Raw genomic sequence first — 14,496 nt, forward strand, 5'->3', positions numbered from 1 at the left:
GGAAAAAACCAGCGGATTCAGGACGCGCCCGAGGAGAAGTCGCGTTGAGGGCAGTGGCTCACGAGGGCTGCGGCGCGCGGGGGAGGAGCAGCGGTGTCCGGGATGAAATCTGGAGAAGTGTGCTCATGAACGCGTGCTGTGGAAACCGGCCGGCCATCCGAAACAGAAAGATAGTAATCCAGCATCTTACCATCGCCTTCCAACCAATCGAGGTCTTGCAAGCGCGCTGCCAAGAGGCTCGACCGATCAGCTGCGTTGCGCGTATACTCGGCGACGCATCCAGCACCGTTCCAAGGACTTCATGTCAGTCAAAGAAAAGATCTTCCCAACGCTGAACCGCGCGGTATGCCGGAGCGATGTCCCTGTTAACGATATGGGCGCAGCCATTCCGCGTATCTTGCACCAGACGTTTTATGAAAGGACGCTGGCGCCGCAGTTGCAGCACAATGTCGACCAGCTGCAGGCTGCAAATCCCGGTTGGGAATACCGCTTCTACACCGATGACGACATCGTCCGTTTCATTCGCGAAAACTACCCGGCCTCCGTATTGGAACGGTTTTTGCGCATCGATGCACGCTACGGCGCCGCGCGGGCGGATTTGTTTCGTTACCTGCTGATGTACAAGGTGGGCGGCGTCTACCTCGACATCAAAAGCGGCGCCGCGCGCCCGTTCGACAGCGTGCTGCGGCCAGACGATCGTTTCGTGCTGTCGCACTGGAACGAACACGACGCTGCAAATGGCTGGGGTCAGCACTATGAATTGCGTGACATCGCCGCGGGTGAATTACAGCAGTGGCACATCATTTGCGCACCGGGCCATCCGTTCATGAAAGCCGTCATCGATACCGTCCTGGCCAATATCGATACCTACCTACCGAGCCTGCACGGCGTGGGCAAGAACGGCGTGCTGCGGGTGACTGGTCCCATCGCTTATACGCGCGCCATCCATCGCATCCTGGCGCAGCATCCGCACCGCCTCGCCGACAGCGAGCGTGATCTCGGCCTGACATACAACATCTACCGTAACCAGTCGCACGAAACGGCTTTTAAATCGCACTATTCGGTGCAGAGCCATCCTTTACTGCATCTTGGTGTCGGCAAACGCATCATGACGCGATTCTGGCGCATGGTGCAGTTCACTTACGACGTCGCCAGCGGCCGCCTGCGCAAGACGAAATCCTGAACACGCTGATAGACCGATGCATCCTGTGCCTGTCGCGGGACACGGTGTCACGCATGACGCGTTATTCACGCCATCAGTCGCCTGATTTCCAGTGCAGAAATGCTTGCGTGCGGACCTGCCAGTACTGGTGCGCCGCCTGGTAAAAGAGTTCGGCCGGTTCCTTGATAGCTGTCCGTGGCTTTATTGCATGAATATTTCGCTGAGTCATTTCACCGACATCGGGAAATTCATTAAAATTTTGTTAAATTAAATAACGGTTCATAGACTGATGTAACAAAGATTTTATTTATAAAAACAATAACATATACTCGAAATATGAATATCTTTTCGAGTCAGATTCGTACCTCAGCGCCTGTTTTATCCGCGATTGCGCCAGAACGCCGGCTGCGCTCCGGCGCCGTAGTAGCGTTGTGCCTGTTCATCGGTCTGTTGTGGCTGTATCCCTTGGCAACCTTGAAGCTGGCGCATCAGAACGATATCGCTGTTCACCTGCGTTGGGTGGAACAGTTCCATACGGCCTTGCAGGATGGTGTCCTGCTGCCAAGGTGGGCCAATGCCGCCCAGCTTGGCCTGGGCGACCCTTCCTTTTTTTACTACCAGCCGCTTTTTTATTACATCAGCAGCCTGTTCCTAATTTTGGGTGCAGGCCCGGAGCGAGCATTGCTCCTGGCTGCTGTCATCCCCTTCTTGATGATTGCAGGAATTGTATATTGGCATTTCCTGCGTTGGTATTCAATGCGCGCCGCCGTGCTGGGGACAATGTTCGTCGCCGGCTGTCCGACCCTGTATTTCATGTCGACTCACCTGGCGGCCTTTCCATGGACGTTGAGCATCCCGTTCAGCATCCTGTTCGCCGCCGAGAGCGTGCGCGACAAACCACGCGCGCGCTACATTGCTGTACTGCTGTGCCTGATTTGCCTGAGCCATCTGCTCAGTGGATTGATGGTCTTGCTGTGCACAGGTTTGGCACGGCTGGTTGTCGTGCCACTGCGACCCCGCACGCTGACCTTGCACGCCCCCTGGCTCGGCGGCATCGTGCTTGGGCTGGCCCTGGCGGCGTTCTTCGTTTATCCGGCGCTGACCCAGATGCACCTGATCAACCCGGCCGGTTGGGAAGAAAATTTTAATTGGCGCCGCTGCTTCGCCTTGCCGTTTGTCAGCCAGTTCCTGTTCGGTACCTACTGGTTCGGCGTGCAGTGGCCGTTCTCGCTCGTTTGCATGGGCATGATCCTGCTCGTGCTGGTTCCGCGCTCACCACTGCCATTGACTCCCCGCCAACGCAATGCGAAGCGCCTGGCGATCGTGGCCTTGTGCGCGCTTGCCCTGGGTAGCGAACTGGCCTATCCGTTGTACGCGCTATTGCCGCCGATGCAAAAGCTGCAGTTTCCCTACCGCTTCATGTTCCTGGCCTCGATCTTGGTCAGCATTGCGCTGATGATTCACCTGAACGAAGGCGCCTGGGCACGCTGGAGCAAAGTGGCGCGTGGCGCTGCCGTGCTCCTGATTGCATTGCAATGCGGCCAGGCCGCAATCCTGCAACTGAAAATCGCGCGCGACGGCGAGCGCATGGCGAGCCACGATAAATATTTCAATGGCCGTTTCGGCCAACCTGAATACTTGCTGGCTGTACGCGGTCCGCTGTGGATCGATTATGCCAATGCCGGCGCACTGGCGGGAGACTGCGCGCGCCTGAACATCGAATGCAGCGATGTCGTCCAGCGCAGCCATGCCTTCACAGCCACCATCAAGACACCTCGCCCCCTCCGCCTGCGCTTGCCCGTATTTGCATTCCCTGCGTGGCAGGCCACGGTGAATGACCAGGCGAAAACAGTTTATATAGATAAGGAAACAGGCGTCATTGCGCTTGATCTGGCGCCGGGGGTACATAAGGTCACACTGCAATTCGGTCGTTTGCCAGCCGAAATCACGGGGCTGTGGATGAGTGCGGGCGCGCTGTTGATCCTGCTCTTGCTGGCGCGCCACGCGCACCGCCACGCCGTGACAGCAAATGCGATGTGACTTGAGGACCCGATGCGCGCAAGACGCCAAACCCTTTCGTTCAATACGCGAAGGGCAGAGATAATTGGCTGAACATGCCGCTTACCGGCAGTAACCCAAGCCCCGATCCATATCCGAAAATTCAGGCGACAAGTGGTTTCGTGATGCTCAAGCGTGACATGGCGAATGCTGCCACCGTGGACAGTGCGAACACAGCGATGACATAGAAGATGTCGTCGACCCATCCAATGCCAGTCCAATGATGCCGGAAAGCAAAAAGATCGACGAAAACGTAATGGACGGCATATACCCCTAACACGATTGGCCCGACACCAGACAGCGTATCCCAACGAAGGCGGGGATGATTGGAGAGCGCCATCATGGACACGCCCATGCCTACAAAGAACGTACTGACTACATAATCTTGCCGCAGGCTGGTTCCCCATGTTTTAAAAAGATAATTCAGCTCAAGAAATTGCAAGACAAGTGCAGCAAGGGTAAGAGCGAATCCATAGATAAACCAGGAATGCGTTGGCTTGAGTTGCTGTAGTACATGGCCGGCAACGAAAAACAACAAGCCAAAAAATGGCCCATTTCGGAAATTGAACTGCGTATTGATTCCTAGCGGGCTGGCATTATAGGCTCCGCCTAGAAGGCCGACGGTATATAAACCAATTGCGACGATTACCAGTGCGCGGAGTCGGTTCTTTTCGAGAAAATAGGCTGTAAGCAGTAGGCTGATGAGCAAGGCTGGCAAGAACCAGAGATGCGCTTTGCTTCCTTGAAGCAAAGAGGTAACAGGTCGATGGATCAAGGCATCGATAAAGAAGTCGACTTCTTTAAGGAAAGCAATGCGGCCGTTCATTAACAGGAGATTCATTCCTGTTATGCAGACGTAAGCGAGCGACCATAACACGAACAGTGCCAAAATACGTTTGGCCGTTTTTTTCGACGAACCGAGTATGTCGTCGCTAGTAGAAATCTTTTTTGACCAGAAATATCCAGATGCAACAAAGAAAAACGGAACCGCGAATCGTGCCAGCTGATTGATGACGATGGCAAGATTTAACTCGTTTCCGATAGATCTCGTATCCGAAAACGGGACTGTATGTATGGCAATGACTGCCAACATGGCCAGTACGCGGAAAGAGTCGACGCTTGCTAAACGTGGCAGGGTAGAGTTCACGAAAGAAGACAGGTTATGATTCACATATAGCCGAGGGTGTTACCGGGAAGTGTTCGAAACAAAGGCGAGCGATGACGGGAACATGATCGCACGAAACTGAACATGATTGTTCAGGTTGCGCGCGGACCACCACCATTCAGTCCCCACCAGGCAATGCGAAACGCTGTTGATTCAGCCGTTGTCGTGAGTGGCCATTACATCATCGAGCAGCGCCGCCAGCTGTACCGCGCGCGCCTTGCGCGAGGCGCCCAACACCACATCATCGGCAGGCAAGACCACGCTGCCGGCAGGCACCCTGGCCAGAAAATCGAGCAGCACCGCAGCGATGCGCTGCGGCTCGTCGAGCGGCCCGATGGTGTCGATGCCGGCGCTGCGCAAGGTCGCCGCGGTGTCGCCGGCGGCATCGGTCAGGGCCAGGATCGGGCGCCGCGCGCGCAAATATTCATACAGCTTGGCGGGTACCTGGCAATTGCAGTTCGCGCCTTGCAGCACCAGCAGGGCGTCGGCCGCCAGCATTTCCGACAGCGCCTCGCGGTAGGGCAGGTGCGGCGCCAGCGAGACGATGGCGCCGATGCCATATTGATCGATCAGCGCACCGAGGTAGGCATCATGCACTGCCGCGCGCAAGCGGACCTGCAGTGTCGCCGCCGACACTTTGCCTTCCGCCAGCAGCGTCGCCAGCGCCTGGAAAAAGGGGACTGGATCGCGTTCGGACGGATAAATGATGCCGCTGTGGAGCAGCAGCAAGGGCCGCGCTGCGCCAGCCGGCGCAGCCGCTTGCGCGCCGGTAAAATTGTCCTCGTCGTAGCCGTTCTCGATCATCACGAATTTGGCGGGATCGGCATCCGGGTATTTGTCGCGGTAGGCGGCCAGCGCGCCGCGCGTGGTGCAGACCACCCGCGCGGCATGCCGGATGGTGCGCGCCTCGATCCAGCCGAAGGCGGCCCGCACCGCGCGTCCGGACGGATAGCCGGCATCGATCATCGGGTCGCGCATGTCGGCGACCCACGGCAGTCCGGTCAGCCGATGCAGCGCCAGCCCGATCAGGTGGGCGGTGGCGATCGGATAGGTCGACCAGATCACCGCCGGCCGCAGCCGGCGAACCATGCGCAAGCCGGCGGGAATCGCGCCCAGGCACCAGGCGACCCAGCGATCGGGCAGGGCCAGTGCGCCCAGATAGCGGCCGCGAATGCTCAAATGGCGCGCGCTGTCGAGCGCAAAGGCACGCTCGACCGGCAAGTCCGGTGGAATTTCTCCGACCTGCTCCTGGCCGCGGCTGGCATGGGCGCGCGGGTGCGCGGTCAGCACGGCAGGCTGCCAGCCAAGCGCAGGCAGGTGGCGCGAGAACGCCAGCGTGCGTTGCACACCGCTGCTGCCGCGCTGCGGTGGAAAATGAAACGCCACCATCAGCACCCGTTTCACCACGTACGAACCCACTGCGCCGTCCATGCGGCGACCTGGTCGCGCCAGGCGCGGCGCGAGAAGGTGTGATCGGCCGCGCCCAGCCGGTGGCGGGTCACGCGCGCCGCGCCCAGCAGGCGCTTCCAGGCCGGCGAGGCCGCCGCCAGGTCGTCGAATTCGCGCGCCGTCAGGTCCTTGCCGCTGGTGATCAACAGGACTTTTCCGTTGAACGCCTCGAGCCCGCTACGCATCCGTTCGGGCAGGGTGGCGGCGCTGCTTGCGGCAGGCTGCTGCGCGCTGCCCATCAGCTGGCGCAATGAGGACAGGGCGGCGCGCAACTGGAAGCGTCCCGCCAGCAGCTTGCGCCACAACGTCGGGTCGAGTAAGCGTGCCCGGTAGTAGTGCTTGATGGTCGCCTTGGCCATGCCTCGTTCGGTGCGCACCCAGGGATTGAGCAGCGCCACGCCGCTCACGCGGGCATCCTGCGCCGCGTAGAACAGCGCCGCCGATGCGCCGTCGCACAGGCCCCACAGCGCTACCTCGCGCAGGCTGGGGACGGCCGCGAAAAAGGCGTCGAGCGCGGCCCGCAGGTCGGCATCCACGGACTCGAAACTGCGTGGCTCGCCCTGGCTGTCGCCCATCCCGCGGTAGTCGAAGCGCAGCGCCGCGATGCCCTGGTCGGCCAGGGCGCGCGCGAGCAGGGCGAACTGGCGGTGGCTGCCGGCACGGTACTGGGGGCCGCCCACCACGATCAGCACGCCGCGCGTGCACGGCTGCTGCGGCAGGCTGGCGACACCGTACAACCAGTCTTCCTCGCAGCGAAAGGCGAGCGCCCGTTCTTCAGTCATTGCTCCTCCAGCAAGGTGCGGCAGCTGGCCTCGATCAGCGCTGCGGATTCGGTCATTTCCGGGGTCGACCAGAATGGCGGGCCGGCGACCGCCTGCAGGTTCACCCGGGCCCCGGCCAGGCGCCAGTTGAACGTCGTGCGTTCGGCCGCCTGGGACGCCGGGCGCTCCGCGCTGGCGACGATCTCGAACCAATCCACCGGTATCCCGATGGGCACCAGTTTGGTGGCATCGGCGCCGTCGATGGCTGCCGCCAGGGCCGGCGCGAGGTCGTAGCCGGCAATTTCCAGCACCTCGCCGCCGGCCAGCGCGACGCGCAGCGCGTCGGTGCCGGCGCCCGTCGGTTCGCCGCCGAGCATGTCGCTGGCAATGCGCAGGCGCAGGAACTGGGTGATGTAGGCCGCGCCGCTGATCACCGGTTGCCATAGCAGCAGCCGCGCCGGCGGCACCGCTGCCGTGGCGGCGTAATCAAGCGCCAGCAGCGCGCCCAGGCGCAGCCCCCACAGCGTGACCGGCTGGCCAAGGCGCTCCTGCAGCCAGGCGCAGCCCGCCTGCAGGTCGGCCTTCCAGGCATGCCAGCGGGCGTCCCCGAAGTCGCCACTGCTGTCGGCGCAACCATGCAGGTCGATCTGCAGGACGCCGTAGCCGTGCGCCGCCAGCGCGCGCGCAGCCAGTGCGGCCATGCGGCGCGAGCGGTTCATCTCTTCGGCAAACGGATGCACGTACAGGATGGCGCCGCGGCAGGTGACGCCGGCGGGCGGGTGGTACATGCAAAAGCGCTGCCCATCTTCCCGTGGGAGGAAGAAGGGCTGGGCGGCGGCGTTCTCCGCTGCGCTCATTGCTGTGCTTTATCGGCAACAAAAGCGGCCAGGCTCCCCAGCGTTTCGAAAGTACGCGCGCTGATGTCGTCATCGTCGATCATGATGCCGAAGCGGTCTTCGATGGCGGCGATGACGCTGATCACGGCCATCGAGTCGAGTTCGGGCAGGGCGCCCAGCAGCGGCGAATCGGCGCTCAGCGCCTGGCCGGCGTCGCCGAGGTTCAGCACGTCGGCCAGCAGGGTCTTCACTTCTTCCAGATACATGTCATGCTCCATTGCATATTCAGCTACGAGCGGTGGTGGCGCCGCGTTCCTGCAGCAGTGCATGCAGGCGTGCCAGCGCCGGCCACCGGTAATGGTTGAGATGGTAAAGAGTGCGCACCTGGTCCGTCCAGCGCGTGTGCCACTCCATGACCCGTCCGTAAAATTCGATGCGCGCAAAGCGCTGTTCGGCGAACAGCGTGCGGCAGGCTTCCTCGCGCATCAGCAGCGCCGGCGAGAACGCGCTGCCCACGCTTTCGTCGTAGGCCGTCTTCAGGATGACGATGGTGTCGCGCTCCAGGATGCACAGGTCCATCGCCACCAGCCGCTCGCCGAACCAGTAGCGGTAGGCGCGTGCGCCGCCCTGATGGGCGAAGGCTTCCAGCATGCGCGCGTAAAAACGCCCCTGGGCGTTGGCGGCATCGACGGCGGTGCCGCTGTGCGCCTTCCAGCCGGCGCTTTCCAGGCGGCCGTAGTCGGCCATCGCGGCGGCCATGGCCTGCGGGTCGGTCACGGTTTCCAGCCGGGTCGCGACAGCGTCGGCGGCCAGCCGGTTGCGCTGCTTTTTGAGGTTGCTGCGCAGGTTCTTGCCGCGTCCGTTCCAGTAGTCGTCGAAGCTGCCGGCAACCATAATGCGCGCGGTGGCGATGTAGTCCAGGGTGCGCGCCTGGCCGCCGTCGGCGGGGCGCGTCAGCAGCAGCGGGTCGCATTGGGTCAGGCCGAGCTGCAGCGCAAAGCCGGGCAGGGCGCCGGACAGGCCAGAGAGCAGGCGCCCGGTGTCGAGGCCGGGGCGTTGCAGCCAGAGTCCGAGCGGCGCCTGCGCCGGCTGGAACGTGGCCCAGCGGCCCGGTCCCTGTGGCGCCAGCACGGCCGCCGCGCAAGGGCCGTTGCCATCCTCGCACCAGGCCAGCAGTTCGCGTCCATCGGCAAGTTCTGCCAGCAGGGCCGACACGAAGGCCGGCGCCAGCATCGGCGCGGCCGGCCCGGCAGCGTGCAGGGCGGCCCAGTGCGGCGCCACCGTGTCGAAGCGCGCCGCGGGAAGCAGCCGCCACCTCATGGCGTAAGCGCTGCGCGGGCGCGTTCGCAGAGCCAGGCAAGTTCGTGCTCGAGCAGTTCCTGGTGCACCGGAAAGGCCAGCACCCGGCGCGACAGCGCGGCGCTGCTGGCGCAGGTAGCCGCGTCGACGCCGGGCCACAGGGTGGAGGCGAAACGCGTCACCGGCACGCCCCAGGCGCACAGGCGTGCGAATGCCGGTTCCGGATCGTCCACCAGCAGCGGGAACAGCCAGGGGCAGGCGCCCTCCGGCAGGCGGTCGAACAGCGGCCGGCAGCCGGGCAACTGGCCGAGCGTCCGTTCGAGCCGCAGGTAGTTGGCGCGGCGCTGCGCGACGATGCGCGCCCCGGATGCGCGCCGCAACAGGCGGCGCGCGATCCACGAAGCCGGCTTGTCGATCCAGGCCGGGTCGAATTCGACGCCGCTCTCGGAGGAGGCGGGCGCGAGTGCCGGCGCGCCCTGGGGACGCGCGGATTTCAGCGCGCGCCACAGCAGGTCCTTGGCGGCCAGCGGCGCCGCAAGCAGGGCGCGCAGCAGCGGCAGGCGGCCGTAAGTGAAACCCAGTTCCAGCGTGTTGAGCAGCGCCTTGATCTCGAATCCGGGGCCGGCCGGGCGCATGGCCAGTGCCAGCGGGCGCCGGTTCGACACCAGCACTCCGCCGTCGTAGGCAGGGAAGAATTTCATGCTGCTGGCGATGGCGTAGTCGCCGAACGACCCGACCGGACGTCCCGCGTGCTCGCCGAAGAAGCAGTGGGCGCAATCCTCGACCAGCGCCAGGCCATGGGCATCGCAGAAGGCGCGGATGGTGCTCAGGTCCTGGGGAAAACCGAAATAATGCGTCACCACCAGGACTTTTACGCGCGGTCCGAGCCTGGCCGCCACGTCGTCCAGGTCCACCTTCGTGTCCATCCCGACGCGGTAGAACGCGGGTGCGGCGCCGCGCCACAGCACCGGCGGCACCATCGACAGGCTGTGGTAGGCCGGCAGCAGCACAGTGTCGCCTGCGCTCACGCCCAGTTCGCGCAGCGCCAGCGCCAGCGCGACCCGGCCGCTGGTCACCAGTTGCGCCGGGCCGGCATCGAGCACGCCGCGCAGGCTGGCCCGGCCGCGCCCGAACGACGCGCGCGACAGCACCGGCGCGAGCGGCACGAAGGGGCGCCCGGGCGGCGTGAGCGGGATGGTGGCGGGAAGCGGCATGGAGGTGCGGTATCTGGATGGCGTATCAGCGTCATTGTGCCTTGTTTCGCAAACGAAATGGTAACATAGCGTCTTATTTGCACTGCAACATGACACCCGCATCACATCCGTGTCACGTCCGTATTACGCCCGATAAGCACACCTGAAACACTCATGAGCGAGCTGGTCCACGATTTCATTTTTGCCGCCGCCGCGCGCACTCCCCTCGCACCTGCGCTCGTCCATGGCGAGCAGCGCCTCGACTACGCGGCACTGGCCGATGCCGTGCATGGCGCCGCCGCCGTACTCGGGGCGCGCCTGCGTGCGCCCGGCGAACGGGTGGCGGTTTTCCTGGAAAAGCGTGTCGAGAACGTGGCGGCGATGTTCGGCGCCACCGCTGCCGGCGCCGTGTTCGTGCCGGTCAACCCGCTGCTCAAGCCCGAGCAGGTCGCCCACATCCTGCAGGACTGCAACGTGCGCGTGCTGGTCACGTCGCACGAGCGCCTGAAGGCGCTGGCGCCGGTGCTGGCCGCCTGCCCCGACCTGCGCGCGGTGCTCGCCACCGGCTTGCAGGCAGGGCATGCCGTGCCTGCCGGCGTCGAGCTGGCCGCCTGGGAGGACGCACTGGACGCGGCCGCGTGCCAGCCCACCCCGGCGGCGCCGCGCCGCATCGACGCCGACGTCGCCGCCATCCTGTACACCTCCGGCTCGACCGGCAAGCCCAAGGGCGTGGTGCTGTCGCACCGCAACCTGGTGGCGGGGGCGCGCAGCGTCTGCGCCTATCTCGCCATGACGCCGGCGGACCGCATCCTGGCGGTGCTGCCGCTGAGCTTCGACTATGGGTTGAGCCAGCTGACCTGCGCTTTCCTCGGCGGCGCCTCGGTGGTGCTGATCAATCACCTGTTCGCGCGCGACATCGTGACGGCGGTGGCGGCCGAGCGCATCACCGGCCTGGCCGCCGTGCCGCCGCTGTGGAGCCAGCTCGCGCGCCTGCCGTGGCCGGCCGACTGCAGCCTGCGTTATCTGACCAATTCCGGCGGCGCGATGCCCGGCGCCACCCTCGCGGCCCTGCGCGCCGCCCTGCCGCGGGCCGAGGTGTTCCTGATGTACGGCCTGACCGAAGCCTTCCGCTCGACTTACCTGCCGCCGGCGGAACTGGACCGGCGCCCCGATTCGATGGGGCGCGCGATCCCCAACGCCGAGGTGATGGTGGTGCGCGCGGACGGGACGCCGTGCGCGCCGCACGAACCGGGCGAGCTGGTGCACCGTGGCGCGCTGGTGTCGCTTGGCTACTGGAACGATCCGGCCAAGACCGCCGAGCGTTTCCGCCCGGCCCCGGGCCAGGATCCGGCGCTGCCGCTGGTCGAGATGGCCGTCTGGTCGGGCGACACCGTGCGCCGCGACGAGGAGGGTTTCCTGTATTTCGTCGGGCGTACCGACGACCTGATCAAGGTGTCTGGCTACCGCATCAGCCCCACCGAAATTGAGGAACAGGCCTATGCCAGCGGACTGGTGGAGGAGGCGGTCGCCTTCGGCGTGCCGCATCCCGAACTGGGACAGGCGGTGGTCTTGCTGGCCGTGGCCGGCGAGACAAGCGCGGCGGCCCTGCTGAAGGAGTACAAGCGCCAGTTGCCGGCCTACATGGTGCCGGCGCACGTGGCCTTGCGCACCGAGCCTTTCCCGCGCAATCCGAACGGCAAGATCGATCGTCCGGCGCTGCGCATGGCCTACCTCGACCTTTTTGAAAGCCAGTCCCCATGAACAAGCCTGTCCACGCGCCGCAAACGCAGTTTCCGGTCGCCGGCGGAGAGCTGCAGGTCGGCGGCATCGCGCTGTCGCGCCTGGCCGAGCGGGTCGGCTCGACGCCGTTCTACGCCTATGACCGCGCCCTGATCGCCAGCCGCATGGGCGCGCTGCGCGCAGTCTTGCCGCAGGAGCTCAAGCTGCATTACTCGATCAAGGCCAACCCGATGGCGGCCGTGGTCGGGCTGATGGCCGGATTAGCCGACGGGCTCGACGTCGCCTCCGGCGGCGAACTGGCGACTGCCCTCGACACCGGATTCGATCCACAGCACATCAGCTTCGCCGGCCCGGGCAAGAGCACGCCCGAGCTGCGCCGCGCGATCGCCGCCGGCGTGTGCCTGAACGCCGAGTCGCCAGGCGAGATCGAACGCATCGGGCAGCAGGCCGATGCGCTCGGCATCGCCCCGCGCGTGGTGCTGCGCGTGAACCCCGACTTCGAGCTGAAGGCGTCGGGCATGCGCATGGGCGGCGGCGCCAAGCCGTTCGGCATCGATGCCGAACGGATCCCGCAAGCGCTGGCGCAGCTGCGCGCGCTCGGCATCGCGCCGCTTGGCCTGCACATTTTCTCGGGTTCGCAGAGCCTGAAGGCCGATGCCATCGTGGAAGCCCATGCGCGCAGCTTCGAGCTGGCGCTGCGCCTGGCCGATGAATGCGGCTTCGCGCCGCAGATGCTGAACCTCGGCGCCGGCTTCGGCATCCCGTATTTTCCCGGCGAAGCGGCGCTCGACCTGGCGCCGGTCGCCGCCGGCCTGGCCGAGTGGCTGGCGCGCGTGCGCGCGCGACTGGGCCAGGTGCGGGTATCGCTGGAATCGGGGCGCTACCTGGTGGGCGAAGCCGGGGTCTACGTGGCGCGCGTGGTCGAGCGCAAGGAGTCGCGCGGCCAGGTGTTCCTCGTCACCGACGGCGGCCTGCACCACCACCTGGCGGCGTCGGGTAACTTCGGGCAGGTGATCCGCAAGAACTACCCGGTTGCGATCGGCAACCGGATGGATGCGGACGAACGCGAGAGCGTGAGCGTGGTCGGCCCGCTGTGCACGCCGCTCGACATGCTGGCTGACCGGATGGACCTGCCGGCGGCCAAAGCGGGCGACCTCGTCGTGGTGTTCCAGTCGGGTGCCTATGGCCTCACGGCCAGTCCCGCGGCCTTTCTCGGTCATCCGGCAGCGGCCGAGGTACTTGTTTAGGGGAAACAAGAGCGGTGTCAGTGTAAAATCGACGATTCGCCGATGAGATTGACTTGATCGCTCGGTGCGAACACGTGCACATCAGGAAGCATCAGGATCACCATGGCAAATTTGCGTCGCTCGCTGGTCATCAATTTTTTCTCCTCTTCCGGCGCGGCCTTCCTGCAATTTATCGTCAGCGTGCTGCTCGCGCGCATGCTCAGCCCGAGTGAAATCGGGGTGTTCTCGATGACGGTCGTGTTCGTCAACGTTGCCCACATTTTTCGCGATTTCGGGGTGACCGCGTACGTCCAGCGCGAGCCGGACCTGACGGTGGAAAAGATGCGCTCGGCCATTGGCGTGCTGTTCGCCTCGTCGTGGCTGATCGCGCTGCTGCTGTTCGCATGCAGTTCCTGGTTGGGCGCCTGGTTTCAAGAGCCGGGCATCGTGCCGGTGATGCGGGTGCTGGCGCTCGGGTTCTTCGTCATTCCATTCGGGTCGATTACGCAATCGCTGCTCATCCGCGAATTTGCCGCCGACAAGCAGGCCATTGTCATCGCCGCCTCGACTGTCGCCTATTGCGTCAGTTGCCTGGTGTTGGCCGCGCTCGGCTTCGGGACCATGAGCCTGGCCTGGGCGAACCTGATCAGCCTTGTTACCAGCGCGCTTTGTTATATTCCGTTGCGTCCCCAGGGCATGCCGTGGCTACCGTCGCTGCGCCATTGGCGCAGCATCGCCCACTTCGGGGTTGGCACGCTCATCACGAACTGCACGGCGGCAGTCAACAATGCGATTCCGGACATACTGCTTGGCAAGCTCGGCAGCGCGCACCACGTCGGCCTGTTCAGCCGTGCCAACTCGACCGTGTCGATTTTCACCCATGCTGCGGGCTCGACCATTAACTATGGCGCGGTTTCCTATCTGTCGCAGTCGCACCACCGCGGCGAATCGCTGTCGCCTGTGCTCAGTCGCGCAACCGCGCTGCTGACCGGGATCGGTTGGCCGGCCTATGCGCTGACCGCCCTGCTGGGCAAGGAGATCGTGCTGGTACTGTATGGCGCGACATGGATCGGGTCCGTGCCGGCGATCCTGCCGCTGACGATCGCCGCAGCCGTGATGATGATGTTCCAGTATGCGCCCGCTGCGCTGACCGCCATCGGCTTGCCTTACCTGGGCGCGATTCCAGTGGCGGTCACCTTGCTGACCCGGATCGGGTTCGGTTTCTGGCTGTTCGACGGTTCCCTGAATACCTTTGCCTGGGCCATCTGCCTGGCGACCCTGGCTGCGGCTCCCGTGATGGCCTTGCAGCAGCGGCGGCACCTTGGCTATCCGGTCCGCGCAGCGCTGGGCAGCGTGCGCTTGAGCGCGCTTGTAACGCTCCTGTGCGTGATCGCCTGTTTGGGGTTGAAGCTGGTGCTGCCGGAATCGATGCCCGTCGTCGCGCGCCTGTTGACCATGGCGCTGCTGCTTGCGGCCACCTGGTATCTGGCGCTGCGGGTCACACGCCATGCCTTGCTGGGCGAAGTGCATCTGCTGGCGGCGGGACTGAAGTCGCGATTGGTGCGCGCGCGGATGGCTTGATGCCATCGCGTCGCTAAAAAACCCTC

At 64.5% G+C, this 14,496-nt stretch carries 12 protein-coding genes; 5 read left to right on the plus strand and 7 right to left on the minus strand.

The window, feature by feature from the left end; translation table 11 throughout:
* Window positions 1-301 precede the first annotated feature (301 nt).
* Window positions 302-1,183 carry a glycosyltransferase family 32 protein gene (locus IFT60_RS13635; RefSeq protein WP_192052515.1) on the plus strand — a complete coding sequence of 294 codons (882 nt, stop codon included), beginning with the start codon at window positions 302-304 and terminating at the stop codon, window positions 1,181-1,183.
* Window positions 1,184-1,498: 315 nt separating this feature from the next.
* A complete protein-coding gene (locus tag IFT60_RS13640) occupies window positions 1,499-3,202 on the plus strand; it encodes a 6-pyruvoyl-tetrahydropterin synthase-related protein (RefSeq protein ID WP_192052516.1) in 1,704 nt (567 codons plus the stop codon).
* Window positions 3,203-3,323: 121 nt separating this feature from the next.
* Here IFT60_RS13640 and IFT60_RS13645 read toward each other — a convergent pair whose 3' ends face one another.
* The 7 genes from IFT60_RS13645 to IFT60_RS13675 form a co-directional block, all read right to left on the minus strand.
* Window positions 3,324-4,367, minus strand: a complete 1,044-nt coding sequence (locus tag IFT60_RS13645) for an acyltransferase (protein ID WP_192052517.1) — start codon at window positions 4,365-4,367, stop codon at window positions 3,324-3,326.
* Window positions 4,368-4,538: 171 nt separating this feature from the next.
* Window positions 4,539-5,816: a glycosyltransferase gene (locus tag IFT60_RS13650; RefSeq protein ID WP_229510857.1), complete on the minus strand. Its 1,278-nt coding sequence runs from the start codon at window positions 5,814-5,816 to the stop codon at window positions 4,539-4,541.
* Window positions 5,786-6,616 carry a hydrolase 1, exosortase A system-associated gene (locus tag IFT60_RS13655; RefSeq protein WP_192052518.1) on the minus strand — a complete coding sequence of 277 codons (831 nt, stop codon included), beginning with the start codon at window positions 6,614-6,616 and terminating at the stop codon, window positions 5,786-5,788. The genes IFT60_RS13650 and IFT60_RS13655 overlap by 31 nt, the downstream gene beginning before the upstream one ends.
* On the minus strand, window positions 6,613-7,452 hold the full coding sequence (locus IFT60_RS13660) for a hydrolase 2, exosortase A system-associated (RefSeq protein ID WP_192052519.1): 840 nt from the start codon (window positions 7,450-7,452) through the stop codon (window positions 6,613-6,615). Before IFT60_RS13660 ends, IFT60_RS13655 begins: the two co-directional genes overlap by 4 nt.
* Window positions 7,449-7,697 carry an acyl carrier protein gene (locus IFT60_RS13665; RefSeq protein ID WP_197986323.1) on the minus strand — a complete coding sequence of 83 codons (249 nt, stop codon included), beginning with the start codon at window positions 7,695-7,697 and terminating at the stop codon, window positions 7,449-7,451. The genes IFT60_RS13660 and IFT60_RS13665 overlap by 4 nt, the downstream gene beginning before the upstream one ends.
* Before the next feature lie 19 nt (window positions 7,698-7,716).
* Window positions 7,717-8,751 (minus strand): GNAT family N-acetyltransferase, encoded by a 1,035-nt coding sequence (locus IFT60_RS13670; protein ID WP_192052521.1) that lies wholly within the window; start codon window positions 8,749-8,751, stop codon window positions 7,717-7,719.
* Entirely contained in the window at window positions 8,748-9,944 is a 1,197-nt protein-coding gene (locus IFT60_RS13675) for a DegT/DnrJ/EryC1/StrS family aminotransferase (RefSeq protein ID WP_192052522.1), read from the minus strand. The genes IFT60_RS13670 and IFT60_RS13675 overlap by 4 nt, the downstream gene beginning before the upstream one ends.
* A 153-nt stretch (window positions 9,945-10,097) precedes the next feature.
* On the opposite strand from IFT60_RS13675, the gene IFT60_RS13680 reads away from it, so the two are divergent.
* The 3 genes from IFT60_RS13680 to IFT60_RS13690 all read left to right on the plus strand — a co-directional run bounded on the left by IFT60_RS13680 (window position 10,098) and on the right by IFT60_RS13690 (window position 14,470).
* Window positions 10,098-11,684, plus strand: a complete 1,587-nt coding sequence (locus IFT60_RS13680) for an acyl-CoA ligase (AMP-forming), exosortase A system-associated (protein ID WP_192052523.1) — start codon at window positions 10,098-10,100, stop codon at window positions 11,682-11,684.
* Window positions 11,681-12,910, plus strand: coding sequence for a pyridoxal-dependent decarboxylase, exosortase A system-associated (locus IFT60_RS13685; protein WP_192052524.1), 1,230 nt, complete (start codon window positions 11,681-11,683; stop codon window positions 12,908-12,910). Before IFT60_RS13680 ends, IFT60_RS13685 begins: the two co-directional genes overlap by 4 nt.
* 111 nt (window positions 12,911-13,021) lie before the next feature.
* Window positions 13,022-14,470 carry an oligosaccharide flippase family protein gene (locus tag IFT60_RS13690; protein WP_192052525.1) on the plus strand — a complete coding sequence of 483 codons (1,449 nt, stop codon included), beginning with the start codon at window positions 13,022-13,024 and terminating at the stop codon, window positions 14,468-14,470.
* The last annotated feature ends 26 nt before the right edge of the window (window positions 14,471-14,496 follow it).

This window comes from Massilia sp. CFBP 13721, from assembly GCF_014842025.1.
Lineage (GTDB): Bacteria > Pseudomonadota > Gammaproteobacteria > Burkholderiales > Burkholderiaceae_D > Telluria.

What these genes read in the sequence shown, in the direction of transcription:
- IFT60_RS13635 (WP_192052515.1), top strand. Translation starts at nt 302, where the DNA reads ATGTCAGTCAAAGAAAAGATCTTCCCAACGCTGAACCGCGCGGTATGC.
- IFT60_RS13640 (WP_192052516.1), top strand. Translation starts at nt 1,499, where the DNA reads ATGAATATCTTTTCGAGTCAGATTCGTACCTCAGCGCCTGTTTTATCC.
- IFT60_RS13650 (WP_229510857.1), bottom strand. Translation starts at nt 5,816, where the DNA reads ATGGACGGCGCAGTGGGTTCGTACGTGGTGAAACGGGTGCTGATGGTG.
- IFT60_RS13655 (WP_192052518.1), bottom strand. Translation starts at nt 6,616, where the DNA reads ATGACTGAAGAACGGGCGCTCGCCTTTCGCTGCGAGGAAGACTGGTTG.
- IFT60_RS13660 (WP_192052519.1), bottom strand. Translation starts at nt 7,452, where the DNA reads ATGAGCGCAGCGGAGAACGCCGCCGCCCAGCCCTTCTTCCTCCCACGG.
- IFT60_RS13665 (WP_197986323.1), bottom strand. Translation starts at nt 7,697, where the DNA reads ATGTATCTGGAAGAAGTGAAGACCCTGCTGGCCGACGTGCTGAACCTC.
- IFT60_RS13670 (WP_192052521.1), bottom strand. Translation starts at nt 8,751, where the DNA reads ATGAGGTGGCGGCTGCTTCCCGCGGCGCGCTTCGACACGGTGGCGCCG.
- IFT60_RS13675 (WP_192052522.1), bottom strand. Translation starts at nt 9,944, where the DNA reads ATGCCGCTTCCCGCCACCATCCCGCTCACGCCGCCCGGGCGCCCCTTC.
- IFT60_RS13680 (WP_192052523.1), top strand. Translation starts at nt 10,098, where the DNA reads ATGAGCGAGCTGGTCCACGATTTCATTTTTGCCGCCGCCGCGCGCACT.
- IFT60_RS13685 (WP_192052524.1), top strand. Translation starts at nt 11,681, where the DNA reads ATGAACAAGCCTGTCCACGCGCCGCAAACGCAGTTTCCGGTCGCCGGC.